The following is a 16,884-nucleotide window of genomic DNA, read 5'->3' on the forward strand; positions in this document are numbered from 1 at the left end:
CGCGTTTTTTTTCGCATTCATCTCGCTAACTTCGCTTATTATGGGGATCAGATTCAGGGTTTCAAGGGAAGTACTCACATTGTCATCAATCTTCGCTACAAGGACCTCAGAAAAATGAATAATCATTTCAAGTGTATCGGCATTGTGGGGCATCCGCGTCATCCCACCGCACTCACGACACATGAAATGCTCTACCGTTGGCTATGCGATCAGGGTTATGAGGTCATTGTGGAGCAACAAATCGCCCACGAATTACAGCTAAAAAATGTGCCAACCGGCACGCTGGCGGAAATTGGTCAACAGGCGGATCTGGCGGTAGTCGTGGGCGGCGACGGCAATATGCTTGGCGCAGCGCGTACGCTGGCGCGTTATGACATCAATGTGATTGGCATTAACCGCGGTAATCTTGGCTTCCTGACCGATCTCGATCCGGACAACGCCCTGCAACAATTATCTGATGTGCTGGAAGGGCGCTATATCTCCGAAAAACGTTTTCTGCTGGAAGCGCAGGTCTGCCAACAGGACCGCCAGAAGCGTATCAGCACAGCCATTAATGAAGTGGTGCTGCATCCGGGAAAAGTGGCGCATATGATCGAATTCGAGGTTTATATTGATGAAACCTTCGCTTTTTCACAGCGATCTGATGGTCTGATCATTTCTACGCCGACCGGCTCCACCGCCTATTCGCTCTCCGCAGGCGGCCCTATTCTGACCCCTTCACTGGATGCAATCACCCTGGTGCCGATGTTCCCGCATACCTTGTCGGCGCGCCCGTTAGTCATTAACAGCAGTAGCACGATTCGTCTGCGTTTTTCGCATCGCCGTAGCGATCTGGAAATTAGCTGCGACAGCCAGATAGCGCTGCCTATTCAGGAAGGAGAAGATGTGCTGATTCGCCGCTGCGATTACCATCTCAACCTCATACATCCCAAAGACTATAGCTATTTCAATACATTAAGCACAAAACTCGGTTGGTCAAAAAAATTATTCTAATTTTACGTTAGCCTCTTTACTGTATAAAAAACCAGTTTATACTGTATTTAATTACAGTCATGGTTTTTCATACAGGAAAACAGCTATGTTGGCGCAACTGACCATCAGCAATTTTGCTATCGTTCGTGAGCTTGAGATCGATTTTCAGAGCGGAATGACCGTCATTACTGGTGAAACCGGCGCGGGTAAATCTATTGCGATTGATGCCCTGGGTCTGTGTCTGGGCGGTCGCGCTGAGGCCGATATGGTCCGTAGCGGAGCGACCCGCGCCGATTTGTGTGCCCGCTTTGCGCTGAAAGACACGCCTGCGGCATTGCGCTGGCTGGAAGAAAACCAGCTTGAAGAAGGTCGCGAATGCTTACTTCGCCGCGTTATCAGCAGCGATGGTCGCTCACGGGGCTTTATTAACGGCACCGCTGTGCCCCTGTCTCAATTGCGTGAGCTCGGTCAGTTGCTGATTCAAATTCACGGTCAACATGCGCACCAGCAGCTTACCAAACCCGAACAGCAAAAATCGCTGCTGGATAGCTATGCCAACGAAGCCGCTTTAGCGCAGCAGATGGCTGCCCGCTACCAATTATGGCATCAAAGCTGCCGCGATCTCGCCCATCACCAACAACAAAGCCAGGAACGCGCCGCGCGCGCGGAACTGCTGCAATATCAGTTAAAAGAGTTGAACGACTTTAATCCGCAGGCCGGCGAATTCGAGCAAATTGACGAAGAGTACAAACGGCTGGCCAACAGCGGGCAGTTGCTTACGACCAGCCAGAACGCTCTGGCGCTACTCGCGGACGGCGAAGACGTTAATCTGCAAAGCCAGTTATATAGCGCAAAACAACTGGTTAGCGAGCTGGTGGGTATGGACAGCAAGCTTTCCGGCATCCTGGATATGCTGGAAGAAGCCACTATCCAACTCACCGAAGCCAGCGATGAATTACGCCACTATTGCGAGCGTCTGGATTTAGACCCCAATCGCCTGTTTGAGCTTGAACAGCGCATCGCTAAACAAATTTCGCTGGCGCGAAAACATCATGTCAGCCCGGAAGCGCTGCCGCAGCTTTATCAGTCACTGCTCGAAGAACAGCAGCAGCTCGACGATCAGGCCGATTCGCTGGAAACGCTAACGCTGGCGGTTAATAAGCATCACCAACAAGCGCTGGAAACGGCGCAAGCGCTGCATCAACAGCGTCAGTTTTACGCCCAGGAGCTGGGGCAGTTGATCACTGAAAGTATGCATTTACTTTCGATGCCGCACGGTCTGTTTACTATCGACGTGAAATTTGATGAGCATCATCTGAGCAACGACGGCGCCGATCGCGTGGAGTTTAAAGTGACGACAAACCCGGGTCAGCCGCTGCAGCCTATCGCTAAAGTCGCGTCTGGCGGTGAACTGTCGCGCATTGCGCTGGCTATTCAGGTGATTACCGCGCGCAAAATGGAAACGCCGGCGCTAATTTTTGACGAGGTCGATGTTGGCATCAGCGGCCCAACTGCCGCCGTGGTCGGTAAACTCCTGCGTCAGCTTGGCGAATCCACTCAGGTGATGTGCGTCACTCACCTGCCACAGGTAGCCGGGTGCGGTCACCAGCACTTCTTTGTCAGTAAAGAAACAGACGGGGCAATGACCGAAACCCATATGCAACCGTTGGATAAACGTGCGCGTTTACAGGAACTGGCCCGCCTGTTGGGAGGAAGTGAAGTTACGCGTAATACGCTGGCAAACGCAAAAGAACTGCTGGCGGCGTAAACTTTTTTATCTCCCGAAGGTCTGAGTTCACAACAAAAACGCCGTAAGACCCGACAGCAAAAGGTTTTAAAGTGATGAAAGGTCTATTATCATCGGCATATTAATATGAGCCACGTACTGCTCAGGCCCGAAAAGGAACCCAATCACTATGCGCTGTAAAACGCTGACTGCTGCCGCAGCAGTACTCCTGATGTTGACCGCAGGCTGTTCCACTCTGGAGCGAGTGGTTTACCGACCTGACATCAATCAGGGGAACTATCTTACACCTACGGATGTCGCCAAAGTGCGTGTTGGTATGACGCAACAACAGGTTGCGTATGCTTTAGGCACGCCGATGATGACCGATCCTTTTGGTACGAACACCTGGTTTTATGTCTTCCGCCAGCAGCCAGGACATGAGAACGTGACGCAGCAGACTCTGACACTCACCTTTAACAGCAGCGGCGTGTTAACCAATATTGATAACAAACCGGCGTTGACGAAGTAATTTTGTGATACCGCCTGATGAGGTTACGTTCATCAGGCCTGCAAACCTCTCCCCCGCCATTTGGTACGAATTTGCCTGATGGCGCTACGTTTATCTGGCTTACAGGCACGCCTGTGCTTCAGGTGTGGTACGGCTTCCACACCGTTATCCGGCAAAAGAGGCTAATTATCTGCCAGCCGATTTTTCGGCGCGCTGGCGGCGTAACGCTTTTGGATCGGCGATTAAGGGACGGTAAATTTCAACCCGATCGCCATCCTGCACCGTATCGGTGAGTTTTACCGGACGACTATAGATACCCACTTTATTTTTCGCCAGATCGATATCCGTGCGCAATTCCAGCAAGCCGGAAGCGCGAATCGCCTCTTCGACCGTCGCGCCCTCCTCCAGCGTTACGCGCTGCAAATACTGCTTTTCCGGCAGCGCATAAGCCACTTCAACCACAAGTTTATCCGGCACGGTAAACCTCTTTGGCGCGAACCGTAAACGCCTGCACCATGTTGGACGCTAACTCTTTGAATATACGACCAAACGCCAGCTCAATGAGTTTATTGGTAAACTCAAAATCAAGCTGAAACTCAATGCGGCACGCCTCGGGGCTGAGCGGGGTAAATTTCCAGCCGCCGATCAGCTTTTTAAAAGGGCCATCCACCAAATGCATCAGAATGCTCTGGTTACGCGTTAGCTGATTACGCGTCGTAAACGTCTTGCTGATACCCGCCTTCGACACGTCAACAGCCGCCGTCATCTGTGCTGGCGATGACTCCAGGACACGACTGCCAACACACCCAGGCAAAAACTGGGGATACGATTGCACGTCATTCACTAACTGATACATCTGTTCCGCACTGTAGGGGACTAAAGCAGTCCGACTAATCTGAGGCATAGCAATTCCCATCAACATAAATCGTGTAAATAATACCACTTATCAGCAAGTAAAAAAAATGCTGTCCCCAACCGTCATGCCTTAATTGTGCGTGCATAGCCCAACTCATGCTAAGATAGATTTTTGCACCTCATCAGGACGTAATGGGGTGTTTTCGATATCAGATTACCTATGAATTCACGACACTTATGACGAAGAAAAAAGCACATAAACCGGGCTCAGCCACCATCGCGCTGAATAAGCGCGCCCGGCACGAATACTTTATCGAAGAAGAGTTCGAGGCTGGTCTCGCCCTGCAAGGCTGGGAAGTAAAATCTCTGCGCGCAGGAAAAGCCAATATCGGCGACAGTTACGTTATCCTCAAAGATGGCGAGGCCTGGCTGTTTGGCGCAAACTTTACGCCGATGGCGGTCGCCTCGACACATGTTGTATGCGACCCAACCCGAACCCGCAAACTGTTGTTAAATCAGCGTGAGCTTGATTCGCTGTATGGCCGTATTAATCGTGAAGGTTATACTGTCGTCGCGCTTTCTCTGTACTGGAAAAATGCCTGGTGCAAAGTAAAGATCGGCGTGGCGAAAGGTAAAAAACAACATGATAAACGTTCCGATCTTAAAGAACGTGAGTGGCAACTGGATAAAGCACGCATTATGAAAAATGCAGGCCGATAATAGACATTTTTTGTGACCAGCTTCTCAGTATGAAGCTGGTCAATATTCATATCTCATGCATGCCTCGAAAATATATTCTCTGTGTCTGACGCTTATCAATAGCAATAAATACCACAACAAGAATATATTCTTTGTTTAAAAAATTTTTATAGCCTAATAACACAATACTTCAAATGATTTTTATAAAATTTAATATTGCTGAATACCTTCACAAAAGGTATTGTTTTTATGTTAAAAAAGAAAAAGAAGATTAAATTAAAACTCATTATAAAACATAAAGATAAATAAAAAACCATCATGCGTTGTTAGCCTACCCCACCTCTCCTTAACACAAACTCCGTTATATTTCAGACGCACTAACACCTTTATCAATAGATCTTAATTTGCAGAAAGATTTTTTTCTGACTATATCATCTAATACGAAAGCACTAGTCAGGCACAAAAAACAAAGGGTTATTCGGCGAGAAAACCAGACCTTCACCTACGCTCATAAAAAAGAATATGGCTACGGAAATTCATCTCTCACGATGAACGGGAAGGCTCGTCTACGCATTTTGCCCTGAACGTCGTGCCCGTTAATTAATACACAGAGCAAATCCATCAGGAGCTAATTTATGCGTCTACTCGCCGTGGTTTCGAAATTGACTGGCGTCTCCACCACTGTGGAATCCTCAGCGGTCACTCTTAACGCCCCGTCAATTGTTAAATTATCAGTGGCCCGGGAGGAAATTAGTCAACTTACGCGCATTAATCAGGATCTGGTGGTGACGCTCCATTCCGGCGAAACGATCACAATTAAAAACTTTTACGTTACCAACGATTTGGGCGCAAGCCAGTTAGTACTGGCAGAAAACGATGGCACGTTATGGTGGGTAGAAAATCCGCAAGCCGGGCTACATTTTGAACAAATCGCTGATATTAATGAGCTGCTGGTCACTTCCGGCGCTTCCCATGAAGCAGGCGGCGCCGTTTGGCCGTGGGTACTGGCTGGCGCGGTGGCGGCTGGCGGCATTGCAGCTATCGCGTCTTCCGGCGGCGGCGATTCCCACCATCATTCGGATGGCGATAATCCGCCCCCCGATAACACCAATCCTGACGGTAATCCCCCTGATAACAGCAATCCCGGCGGCAGTAACCCTAACGGCAATACTCCAGGTAGCAGTAATCCTGTAGATACTACCCCGCCTCTCGCTCCCGGCAAGTTGTTGATTTCAGCGGACGGAAAAACGGTGAGCGGCGAGGCCGAAGCGGGCAGTACCATTACCATCAAAGATCCTTCAGGCAACGTCGTTGGCGAAGGCAAAGCGGATAGCGACGGTAAATTTAGTATTGATTTGACAGCGCCACAGCTTAGCGGCGAACAACTTACCGTGACCGCGACTGACGATGCCGGCAATACCGGCCCATCCGCAACCATTGATGCGCCCAACATTCCTCTCCCCGATACACCAGCTATCACCGCCGCTATCGATGATGCCGCTCCCCTCACCGGCACGCTGAGCAATAATCAGTTTACGAACGACAATACCCCCACGCTGGAGGGAACCGGCAGCGCAGGCACAGTCATCCATATTTACGCCAATGGTCAGGAAATAGGCTCCACAACGGTTGATGCCAGCGGAAACTGGCATTTTGCCATTACCAGCGCGCTGGCGGATGGGGAAAATCATTTCACCGCCATTGCGACTAACGTTAAAGGCGAAAGTAGCGAATCAGCCCGCTTTACACTGACTATCGACACACTCAGCCCCGATGCCCCACGCGTTGAACTGATTGCCGATAACACCGGTTTGCTCACCGGGCCGCTACAGAATAATGACCGGACTGACGAGGCAAAACCGCTATTTTCCGGGCAGGGAGAGGCAGGCAATACCATCACGATTAAAGAGGGTTCAACCGTTATCGGCAGCGCTACCGTAGACGAAAATGGACGCTGGACCTTTACGCCGACTACGCCGTTAAGCGATGGCGAACATACCTTTACCGTCGAACAAAGCGACAAAGCCGGAAACACGAGCCGCGTGACGACAACGCCTACTATCATTGTGGACACCACACCGCCTGACGCCGCTATCATTGATAATGTTGCGAAAGACGGCACAACCGTTAGCGGCACCGCTGAAGCTGGCAGTACCGTGTCGATCTATGACCCGGCGGGAAATTACCTGGGCTCCACGATTACCGGAGAAAATAACCACTTCAGCATCACGCTGAATCCGGCTCAGACCCACGGCGAGCGTCTGGAAGCGCGTATTCAGGACGCCGTCGGTAACATCGGCCCCGCCACGGAGTTTACCGCTTCTGATTCACAGTATCCTGCACAGCCGACTATCCTTACCGTGACGGATGACGCTGGCGCCGTTACCGGGCTGCTGAAAAATGGCGATGCCACAGATGATAACCGCCCAACCCTCAGCGGTATTGCCGAACCAGGCAGTACGATATCGATTAACGATAATGGCTTTCCTGTACTGACCTATCCGCCCATTGTCGCTGACGCTGACGGCAAATGGAGCTTTACCCCCTCGCTGGCACTTGCCGATGGCGACCATGTCTTTACCGCTACCGCGACCAACGATCGCGGCACCAGTGGGCAGTCCGTCTCCTTTACCATTGATATCGACACGCAGCCACCGGTGCTGGAAGGCCTGGCGGTTAGCGACGTCGGCGACAGACTTACCGGCACTACGGAAGCTGGCAGTACTGTGGTTATCAAAGACAGCCAGGGAAATACGCTCGGTAGTGGAACGGCAGGCGACGACGGTACCTTCTCAATAGGTATTAGCCCGGCGAAAATTAACGGCGAAACATTAAGCATTAGCGTTACCGATAAAGCCACGAATAGCGGTCCGGTAGAAACGCTGAACGCGCCGGATAAAACTGCGCCTGCGGCACCGGACGGTCTTATCGTGGCGACCGACGGTCTGTCCGTAAGCGGTCAGGCGGAAGCCGGGGCAACGGTAACTATCCGCGACAGTAGCAACACCGTACTTGGCAGCGCCGTCGCTAACGGCAACGGACAATTTATCGTTCCGCTGAATACGGCGCAGACTAACGGCCAGGCGCTTATCGCTACCGCCACCGATGTCGCGAAAAACGAAAGCGCCGCCGCGACGGTTATCGCGCCGGACAGTACCGCGCCGGAAATGCCAAAAAACGTGGTAATTAGTGAGGATGGCGCCAGTATCAGCGGCACCGCCGAACCGGGTAGCGCCATCACGATCGCCACGCCGGACGGCACGCCGCTTGGCAGCGGCAAAGCAGATGGCGAAGGTCATTTTACCCTTCCCCTCGTCCCCGCACAGACCAACGGCGAACAGGTTACCGTCACCGCCACCGACAGCGCCAACAACGTCAGCCCGCCAACTACAGCGCAAGCGCCCGATATCACCGCCCCGGATAAGCCCATTATCACTCAGGTGCTGGACGATGTTGAAAGCTTCACCGGGCCGCTGGTTAACGGACAAACCACCAATGACAACCGCCCCACCCTTAGCGGTACGGCGGAGGCTGGCGCGCGTGTCGAAGTCTTTGATAACGGTGTTTCGCTGGGACTCGCCACGCTACAGCCCAACGGCGGCTGGACGTTTACGCCGTCGCAAAATTTAGGTGAAGGCGCGCATCGACTGACCGTAATCGCAACCGACGCTAAAGGCAATGCAAGTCCGGCCGCGTCATTCGACCTGGTGGTCGATACGCAATCGCCGCAGCAACCGGTAATCACCTTCATTACAGATGATGCGCCGGGTATTCTCGGTAGCGTCGCGCATCTGGGGCTCACTAACGACAGCACGCCAACGATTAACGGTACAGGTGAACCGGGTTCCACAGTACACCTGTATCAGAATGGCGCCCGGATAGCAGATATTATCGTCGGTAATTCCGGCGTCTGGAGCTACGCCTACACCACGGCCTCGCCACTGGCGGACGACACCTACACCTTTACCGTGACGGCCAGCGACAGTAACGGCAACACCACGCCTTTTTCGACCGATTTTACGATTACCATTGATACCCAGGCCCCTGCCGCCCCCGGCGTTATCGGCGTAGCTGACGGCGACGGAAATACGATTGATACCAATCAGATTACCCAGGAATCCCAGCCCCGGTTGAGCGGTAGCGGCACCGCAGGCGACATAATCATCCTTTACGATAACGGCAATGCCATAGGTCAGGCGCTGGTCGGCACGGACGGGCGCTGGCAGTTTACGCCGCCTGCCGCGCTGGGCGACGGCGACCACCTTCTGACCGCTCGCGCCAACGATCCGGCGGGGAACGAAAGTCCCGAATCCATCAGCTTTACCCTACGCATCGATACCCAGGCGCCGGATGCGCCGCAGATCGTGTCAGCCGCCATCACAGGTGGAGAAGGCGAGGTGCTACTGGCAAACGGCAGTATTACCAATCAGCGTATGCCGACCCTCAGCGGCACCGGCGAACCCGGCGCCATCATCACCCTGTACAATAACGGCGTAGAACTGGCTACCGTCCAGGTCAATCCACAGGGTAGCTGGACCTATCCGTTAACCCGTAATCTGAGCGAAGGGTTAAACATCCTGACGGCCACCGCCACGGATGCCGCAGGCAATAGTAGCCCCACCTCCAGCGTTTTCTCCGTTACCCTTGATACCCAGCCTCCAGCGCAGCCTGACGCGCCGCTAATCAGCGATAACGTCGCACCGGTTATCGGCAACATCGGCAATAATGGCGCAACGAACGATACCACGCCGACCTTCAGCGGCACGGGAGAGATCGGCAGCACGATAATTCTCTACAATAATGGCAGTGAAATTGGTCGCACAACGGTAGGCGATAACGGTAGCTGGAACTTTACGCCTGCGGCACTGACGCCAGAAACCTATACCATTACCGTCACGGAAACCGATATAGCGGGCAATATCAGTCCACCTTCCGCCTCAGTCACTTTTACGCTAGACACCACTGCGCCCGCCAATCCAGTTATCACTTTTGCCGAAGATAACGTCGGCGAAGTCCAGGATACTATTGTCAGCGGCGCAACCACTGACGACAATACACCAGTCATTCACGGCACTGGCGACATCGGCAGCATTATTACGCTCTATAACGGCAGCAGCGTTTTAGGCGTAGTCACCGTCGATGAGACCGGCACCTGGACGCTGCCGGTGACCAGCGCGTTGCCGGATGGCGTCTACACCCTGACCGCCATTGCCGCCGATGCAGCCGGAAACAGCAGCGGCGTATCGAACAGCTTTACCTTCACCGTCGACACCGTTCCGTTGCAGCCGCCCGTCGTCAATGAGATCCTCGACGATGTTGCACCAGTGACCGGGCCATTAACCGATGGCGCCTTTACTAACGATCGGACGCTGACTATTAACGGCAGCGGCGAAAACGGCAGCACCGTCACGATTTACGACAATGGCGTGGCAATCGGGACGGCGCTCGTCACCGACGGGGTCTGGACATTCAATACGCCCGAATTATCAGAAGCCAGCCATGCGCTAACCTTCAGCGCGACTGACGATGCTGGAAATACCACGGCGCAAACCCAGCCGATCACTATTACCGTGGATATCACCGCCCCGCCCGCGCCAACGATCCAGACGGTGGACGACGATGGCACGCGCGTCGCCGGACTTGCCGATCCTTACGCTACCGTTGAAATTCATCATGCCGATGGCACCCTGGTCGGCAGCGCTGTCGCTAATGGCACCGGTGAATTCGTCGTTACGCTCAGTCCGGCGCAAACCGATGGCGGTACGCTGACGGCAATTGCTATCGATCGCGCGGGGAATAACGGCCCGGCTACGAATTTTCCCGCTTCCGACAGCGGTCTGCCCGCCGTCCCGGCCATCACGGCAATTGAAGATGATGTCGGGAGCGTACAGGGGAATATTGCGGCGGGCGGCGCCACGGACGACACCACGCCGACGCTGCGCGGCACCACGGATATCGGCTCTACCGTTGAAGTTTTCATTGATGGCGATTCGGCAGGCTTTGCCACCGTTGACGCCAGCGGGAACTGGATCTTTGAGATCGCGACGCCATTAAGCGAAAGCACACATTACTTCACCGTCCAGGCAACCAATGCGAATGGCCCGGGCGGCCTGTCCGCACCGGTCGGGATCACTGTCGATCTTAGCGCGCCGGCGCAACCGGTTATTACCAGCGCAACGGATGATGTCCCCGGCATGACCGGTACGCTGGATAACGGCGCGCTCACCAATGATTCACGCCCGACGCTCAACGGAACGGGAGAAGCAGGCGCCACCATCCGCATTCTGGATAACGGCGTAGAAATCGGTTCCGCCACGGTAGATCAAAGCGGCAACTGGCGCTTCACCCCGAACGCGCCGCTGGAGAGCATCGCACACATCTTTACCGCCGTGGCGACCGATCCCGCCGGCAATAGCGGCCAGCCTTCGGACGGCTTTACGCTGAACATTGACGCGCAGGCGCCAGATGTGCCGGTTATCACGTCCGTGATTGACGATAACAATCAACCGACCGTCCCGGTGTTACCGGGGCAATCCACCGACGATCGGCAGCCAATACTGAACGGAACTGGCGAACCTGGCGCGACAATCAGCATTTTTGATAACGGTACGCCGCTTGGCACGGCTCAGGTAGGCGAAAACGGTAGCTGGACCTTCCCGGTGCCCCGCAATTTGTCAGAGGGAAGCCATAATCTGACGGTTAGCGCAACCGATCCGGCGGGCAATACCAGCACGGTCTCCGCGCCGTGGACGATCGTGGTCGATATTACGCCTCCGGCGATCCCGGTTCTCACCTCCGTTGTGGATGACCAGCCCGGTATTACCGGCAACCTGGTTAGCGGGCAGCTAACGAACGATGCGACGCCCACCCTGAACGGGCGCGGAGAGGCAGGCGCGACGATTAATGTCTATCTTGACGGTAATCCCGCGTCCATCGGTACCACGACGGTGAATAGCGACGGCACGTGGAGTTTCACGCCGCAGACACCACTTGCAAACGGTAGCCACACGTTCACCCTTAGCGCCACCGATCCGGCGGGTAATAGCAGCGCGGTGTCCAGCGGATTTGTGCTGACGATTGACGCCACACCGCCCGCCGCGCCGGTTATCGCCAGCGTGGCAGACAATACGGCGCCGGTGACGGGCATCGTCCCCAACGGCGGCTCGACGAACGAAACCCGACCAACACTTTCGGGTACCGGTGAGGCGGGTACAACCATCTCGATTTATAATGGCAGCGCGCTGGTCGGCACGGCGCAAGTTCAGGCCAACGGTAGCTGGAGTTTTACACCGTCTACCTCGCTGGGCGCGGGCGTCTGGAACCTGACGGCGACAGCAACCGATGCGGCAGGCAATACCAGCGCCGCGTCCGAAATACGCTCGTTTACTATTGATACCACGGCTCCCGCCGCGCCTGTTATTGATACGGTCTACGACGGTACGGGCCCCATTACCGGCAATCTGAGTTCAGGACAGATCACAGACGAGGCGCGCCCTGTCATTAGCGGCACCCGTGAAGCCAACACAGCTATTCGTCTCTACGATAACGGCACGCTGCTGGCTGAAATTCCCGCCGACAATAGCAGTAGCTGGCGCTACACGCCCGATGCCTCTCTGGCGACGGGCAACCATGTAATTACCGTCATTGCCGTTGATGCCGCAGGCAACGCCAGTCCCGTTTCAGACAGCGTTAATTTCGTTGTCGATACCACGCCGCCGCTGACGCCGGTAATCACATCAGTCAGTGACGATCAGGCGCCAGGCCTCGGCACGATCGCGAACGGCCAAAATACCAACGATCCTACGCCAACCTTCAGCGGCACCGCAGAAGCCGGCGCCACGATCACGCTCTATGAAAATGGTACGGTCATTGGCACGACAACGGCTCAACCTGACGGCGCGTGGAGCGTCTCCACCTCAACGCTGGCAAGCGGAACGCACGTCATCACCGCCGTGGCCACCGATGCCGCAGGAAACAGCAGCCCGAACAGTACGGCTTTCACCCTGACGGTCGATACCACCGCGCCGCAAACGCCAATCCTGACGTCCGTGGTGGATGACGTCGCGGGCGGGGTCACAGGAAATCTCGCTAATGGTCAGATAACCAATGATAACCGCCCCACGCTGAACGGCACTGCCGAAGCGGGCAGCGTGATCAGTATCTATGATGGCAACACTCTGCTTGGCGTCACCTCGGCTAACGCGGGCGGCGCGTGGAGCTTCACGCCGACGACAGGGTTAAACGACGGCACGCGCATATTAACAGTGACCGCCACCGACCCGGCAGGCAACGTTAGCCCGGCCACCAGCGGTTTTACTATCGTGGTCGATACCCTTGCGCCAACGGTTCCGCTTATAACCAGCATCGTTGATGATGTCCCGAACAATACCGGCGCCATTGGCAATGGACAATCGACCAACGACACACAGCCGACGCTCAACGGTACTGCGGAAGCCAACAGCGCGGTAAGCATCTTCGATAATGGCGCGCTGGTCGCGACCGTGAACGCCAATGCCAGCGGCAACTGGAGCTGGACGCCAACCGCCGCGCTCGGCCAGGGAAGTCACGCCTATAGCGTTAGCGCCGCCGATGCGGCTGGCAACGTTAGCGCCGCTTCGCCATCGACAACGATTATCGTGGATACCATTGCGCCCGGCGCGCCCGGCAACCTGGTCATCAATACTACCGGTAATCGCGTGACGGGCACCGCGGAAGCAGGCAGTACAGTGACGATTACCTCTGAGACTGGTGTGGTACTGGGAACCGCCACCGCCGACGGTACAGGCAGCTTCACCGCCACACTCACGCCCGCGCAGACCAATGGTCAGCCGCTACTGGCATTTGCCCAGGATAAAGCAGGCAACACCGGCATTGCCGCCGGATTTACCGCGCCCGATACGCGCGTGCCGGAAGCACCGATCATCACCAACGTAGTGGATGATGTGGGTATTTATACCGGCGCTATCGCCAACGGCCAGGTCACTAATGACGCACAACCCACATTGAATGGTACCGCTCAGGCGGGCGCCACGGTGAGCATTTATAACAACGGGGCGCTGCTCGGCACCACCACGGCGAACGCCAGCGGAAACTGGAGCTTTACCCCGACAGGCAATTTGACCGAAGGTAGCCACGCCTTCACCGCCACCGCGACTAACGCCAACGGTACAGGCAGCGTCTCCACCGCCGCGACGGTGATTGTCGATACGCTGGCGCCCGGTACGCCGTCAGGTACGCTCAGCGCCGATGGCGGTTCACTTTCCGGACAGGCAGAGGCAAACAGCACCGTAACCGTCACGCTGGCGGGCGGCGTGACGCTCACCACCACCGCCGGCAGCAACGGCGCATGGTCTCTCACCTTGCCGACAAAACAAATTGAAGGTCAGCTCATTAACGTGACGGCCACTGACGCTGCGGGTAATGCCTCCGGCGCGTTAGGCATTACCGCGCCGGTTCTGCCGCTGGCGGCAAGGGATAACATCACCAGTCTTGATCTGACCTCGACCGCCGTCACCAGCACGCAAAACTATTCGGATTACGGCCTGCTGCTGGTTGGCGCGCTTGGCAATGTCGCCTCGGTTTTGGGTAACGATACCGCTCAGGTTGAGTTCACCATTGCTGAAGGTGGTACGGGCGACGTCACCATCGATGCCGCCGCAACGGGAATCGTGCTTTCGCTGCTCAGTACTCAGGAGATTGTGGTACAGCGTTATGACACCAGCCTCGGCGCCTGGACGACGATCGTCAACACCGCCGTTGGCGACTTCGCGAATTTGCTTACCCTGACCGGGAGCGGCGTTACCCTGAACCTGAGCGGCCTGGGCGAAGGCCAGTACCGGGTACTCACTTATAACACCAGTCTGCTCGCCACCGGGTCATATACCAGCCTGGATGTCGATGTACACCAGACCAGCGCAGGTATTATTAGCGGGCCAACCATCAGTACCGGCAACGTCATGGCTGATGATACCGCGCCGACGGGCACCACGGTCACCGCCATCACCAACGCCAACGGCGTCAGTACGCCGGTCGGCGCGGGCGGCGTGGATATCCAGGGACAATACGGCACGCTGCACATTAATCAGGATGGCAGTTACACCTACACGCTGACTAAGCCCACGGCAGGATACGGACATAAAGAGAGCTTCACCTACACCATTACCCAGAATGGCGTCGGTAGCAGCGCCGCGCAACTGGTTATCAATCTGGGTCCCGCGCCGGTACCGGGCAGCGTGATAGCGACAGACAATAACGCCTCGCTGGTCTTTGATACTCACGTTAGCTACGTCAACAACGGTCCCTCGACACAAAGCGGCGTCACGGTATTAAGCGTCGGACTTGGTAATGTACTGAACGCGAATCTGCTTGATGATATGACTAATCCGATCATCTTTAACGTTGAAGAAGGCGCTACGCGAACCATGACGTTACAGGGAACCGTCGGCGGCGTCTCACTGGTTTCCACGTTCGATCTGTACGTTTATCGCTTCAACGATGCCATTCAGCAATATGAGCAGTTCCGGGTGGAAAAGGGCTGGATTAACACCCTGCTGTTAGCCGGACAGTCCCAGCCGCTGACCCTGACGTTGCCTGGCGGCGAATACCTGTTCGTGCTGAATACCGCCAGCGGCATTAGCGTCCTCACTGGCTATACGTTGGCGATTTCCCAGGACCACACCTATGCCGTTGACAGTATCACCGCCAACACCACCGGCAACGTACTGACCAATGATGTCGCCCCTACGGGCGCCCTCCTCACTGAAGTAAACGGCGTGGCGATTGCGGCGACCGGCACGACGGAGGTAAACGGGCTGTATGGCTCGCTCATCATTGACGCAAGAGGCAACTATACCTACACGCTGAAGAACGGCGTCGGCGCCGACAGCATTAAAACGCCGGACAGCTTTATCTATACGGTCAAAGCGCCAAACGGCGATACCGATACGGCCTCGCTCAATATCACGCCAACCGCCAGGGCGCTGGATGCGATTAATGATGTCAGCGATACCCTTAGCGTCGCCACGCTTCAGGATACCGCTGCCTGGCTGGACTCCAGCGTCGGCAGCGCCAGTTGGGGGCTACTCGGCAAATCGGGCAGCGGGAGCGGCACCTTTGACGTTGCAACGGGCACCATACTTAAAGGCGCGTCACTGGTCTTTGATGTCTCCACGCTCATTACGCTGGGCAATCTGAATATTAGCTGGGCCATTCAGGAGAACGGGACCGTCATACGCAACGGAACCGTCCCGGTGGCGAATATCACGCTGGGCAGCGCGACGGTGACCGTCAACCTGAGCGGCCTGGAGCTGGATGCCGGAACGTACACGCTGAACTTTACCGGCACCAATACCCTGGCCGGGGCAGCGACGATCACGCCACGCGTCATCGGCACCACCGTCGATCTGGATAATTTTGAAACGTCCGGAACGCATACCGTTCCCGGCAATATTTTTGATGGCAGCGATGCGGCGGGGGCGATGGATCAGCTTAATACGGTGAATACCCGCCTGAGCATTAGCGGGTATAACGGCAGCGCCGCCACGCTGGACGCCGCGGCGAATACCACCAGCGCCACGATTCAGGGACATTACGGCACATTGCAAATTAACCTTGATGGCGCCTACACCTACACCCTGAATAATGGCGTCGCGATGTCGTCCATCACCAGTAAAGAGGTCTTTACCTATCAACTGGATGACAAGATGGGTCATACGGATAGCGCCACATTGACCATTGATATGGCGCCGCAAATCGTCAGTACCAACCAAAACGATGTTCTCATCGGCTCCGCCTATGGCGATACGCTGATTTACCACCTGTTAAACGGCGCGGACGCGACCGGCGGCAACGGCGCCGATCGCTGGCAAAACTTCTCTACCGCGCAGGGCGACAAGATCGATATCCACGAACTGCTGACCGGCTGGGATCACCAGGCGGCGACGCTGGGTAACTTTGTTCAGGTTCATACCAGCGGCGCCAATACGGTGATATCCGTCGATCGCGACGGCGCCGGCAGCGCGTTTAAATCAACCGACCTTGTCACTCTGGAGAATGTGCAGCTCACGCTAAATGATCTGTTGCAGAACAACCACCTGATAACCGGCGGTTGATAAAAAAGCCCCGA

Annotated in this window: 7 protein-coding genes; 5 read left to right on the top strand and 2 right to left on the bottom strand. The window is 55.5% G+C overall.

Annotated features, from left to right (window positions below; translation table 11 throughout):
* Positions 1-114: 114 nt before the first annotated feature.
* From nadK to bamE, 3 genes are all read left to right on the top strand, one after another.
* Positions 115-993, top strand: coding sequence for an NAD(+) kinase (gene nadK, locus ACH0WD_RS02860; RefSeq protein ID WP_001059155.1), 879 nt, complete (start codon positions 115-117; stop codon positions 991-993).
* Positions 994-1,078: 85 nt separating this feature from the next.
* A complete protein-coding gene (recN, locus tag ACH0WD_RS02865; protein ID WP_000880958.1) occupies positions 1,079-2,740 on the top strand; it encodes a DNA repair protein RecN in 1,662 nt (553 codons plus the stop codon).
* Positions 2,741-2,888: 148 nt separating this feature from the next.
* Complete coding sequence (bamE, locus tag ACH0WD_RS02870) at positions 2,889-3,227, top strand: outer membrane protein assembly factor BamE (protein ID WP_001203445.1); 339 nt, start codon at positions 2,889-2,891, stop codon at positions 3,225-3,227.
* Between the two features lie 165 nt (positions 3,228-3,392).
* Here the strand turns inward: bamE and ACH0WD_RS02875 are convergent, their stop codons facing one another.
* Both ACH0WD_RS02875 and ACH0WD_RS02880 read right to left on the bottom strand, forming a co-directional pair.
* A complete protein-coding gene (locus ACH0WD_RS02875; protein ID WP_001112990.1) occupies positions 3,393-3,683 on the bottom strand; it encodes an RnfH family protein in 291 nt (96 codons plus the stop codon).
* Positions 3,673-4,110, bottom strand: a complete 438-nt coding sequence (locus ACH0WD_RS02880) for a type II toxin-antitoxin system RatA family toxin (protein WP_001537508.1) — start codon at positions 4,108-4,110, stop codon at positions 3,673-3,675. The genes ACH0WD_RS02875 and ACH0WD_RS02880 overlap by 11 nt, the downstream gene beginning before the upstream one ends.
* A 188-nt stretch (positions 4,111-4,298) precedes the next feature.
* Between ACH0WD_RS02880 and smpB the strand changes: the two genes are divergently transcribed.
* A complete protein-coding gene (gene smpB / locus ACH0WD_RS02885; protein ID WP_001518569.1) occupies positions 4,299-4,781 on the top strand; it encodes an SsrA-binding protein SmpB in 483 nt (160 codons plus the stop codon).
* Positions 4,782-5,395: 614 nt separating this feature from the next.
* The gene (bapA, locus tag ACH0WD_RS02890; protein WP_001237691.1) at positions 5,396-16,870 is read left to right on the top strand and encodes a biofilm-associated protein BapA; all 11,475 of its coding nucleotides are present in this window, start codon (positions 5,396-5,398) and stop codon (positions 16,868-16,870) included.
* Positions 16,871-16,884: the final 14 nt, after the last annotated feature.

The sequence above is a fragment of the Salmonella sp. 2020_1395 genome, assembly GCF_043848115.1.
In the GTDB taxonomy this organism is placed as follows: Bacteria; Pseudomonadota; Gammaproteobacteria; order Enterobacterales; family Enterobacteriaceae; genus Salmonella; species Salmonella enterica.

Coding starts and splice junctions, on each gene's coding strand:
- nadK (WP_001059155.1), top strand. CDS start 115: ATGAATAATCATTTCAAGTGTATCGGCATTGTGGGGCATCCGCGTCAT.
- recN (WP_000880958.1), top strand. CDS start 1,079: ATGTTGGCGCAACTGACCATCAGCAATTTTGCTATCGTTCGTGAGCTT.
- bamE (WP_001203445.1), top strand. CDS start 2,889: ATGCGCTGTAAAACGCTGACTGCTGCCGCAGCAGTACTCCTGATGTTG.
- ACH0WD_RS02880 (WP_001537508.1), bottom strand. CDS start 4,110: ATGCCTCAGATTAGTCGGACTGCTTTAGTCCCCTACAGTGCGGAACAG.
- smpB (WP_001518569.1), top strand. CDS start 4,299: ATGACGAAGAAAAAAGCACATAAACCGGGCTCAGCCACCATCGCGCTG.
- bapA (WP_001237691.1), top strand. CDS start 5,396: ATGCGTCTACTCGCCGTGGTTTCGAAATTGACTGGCGTCTCCACCACT.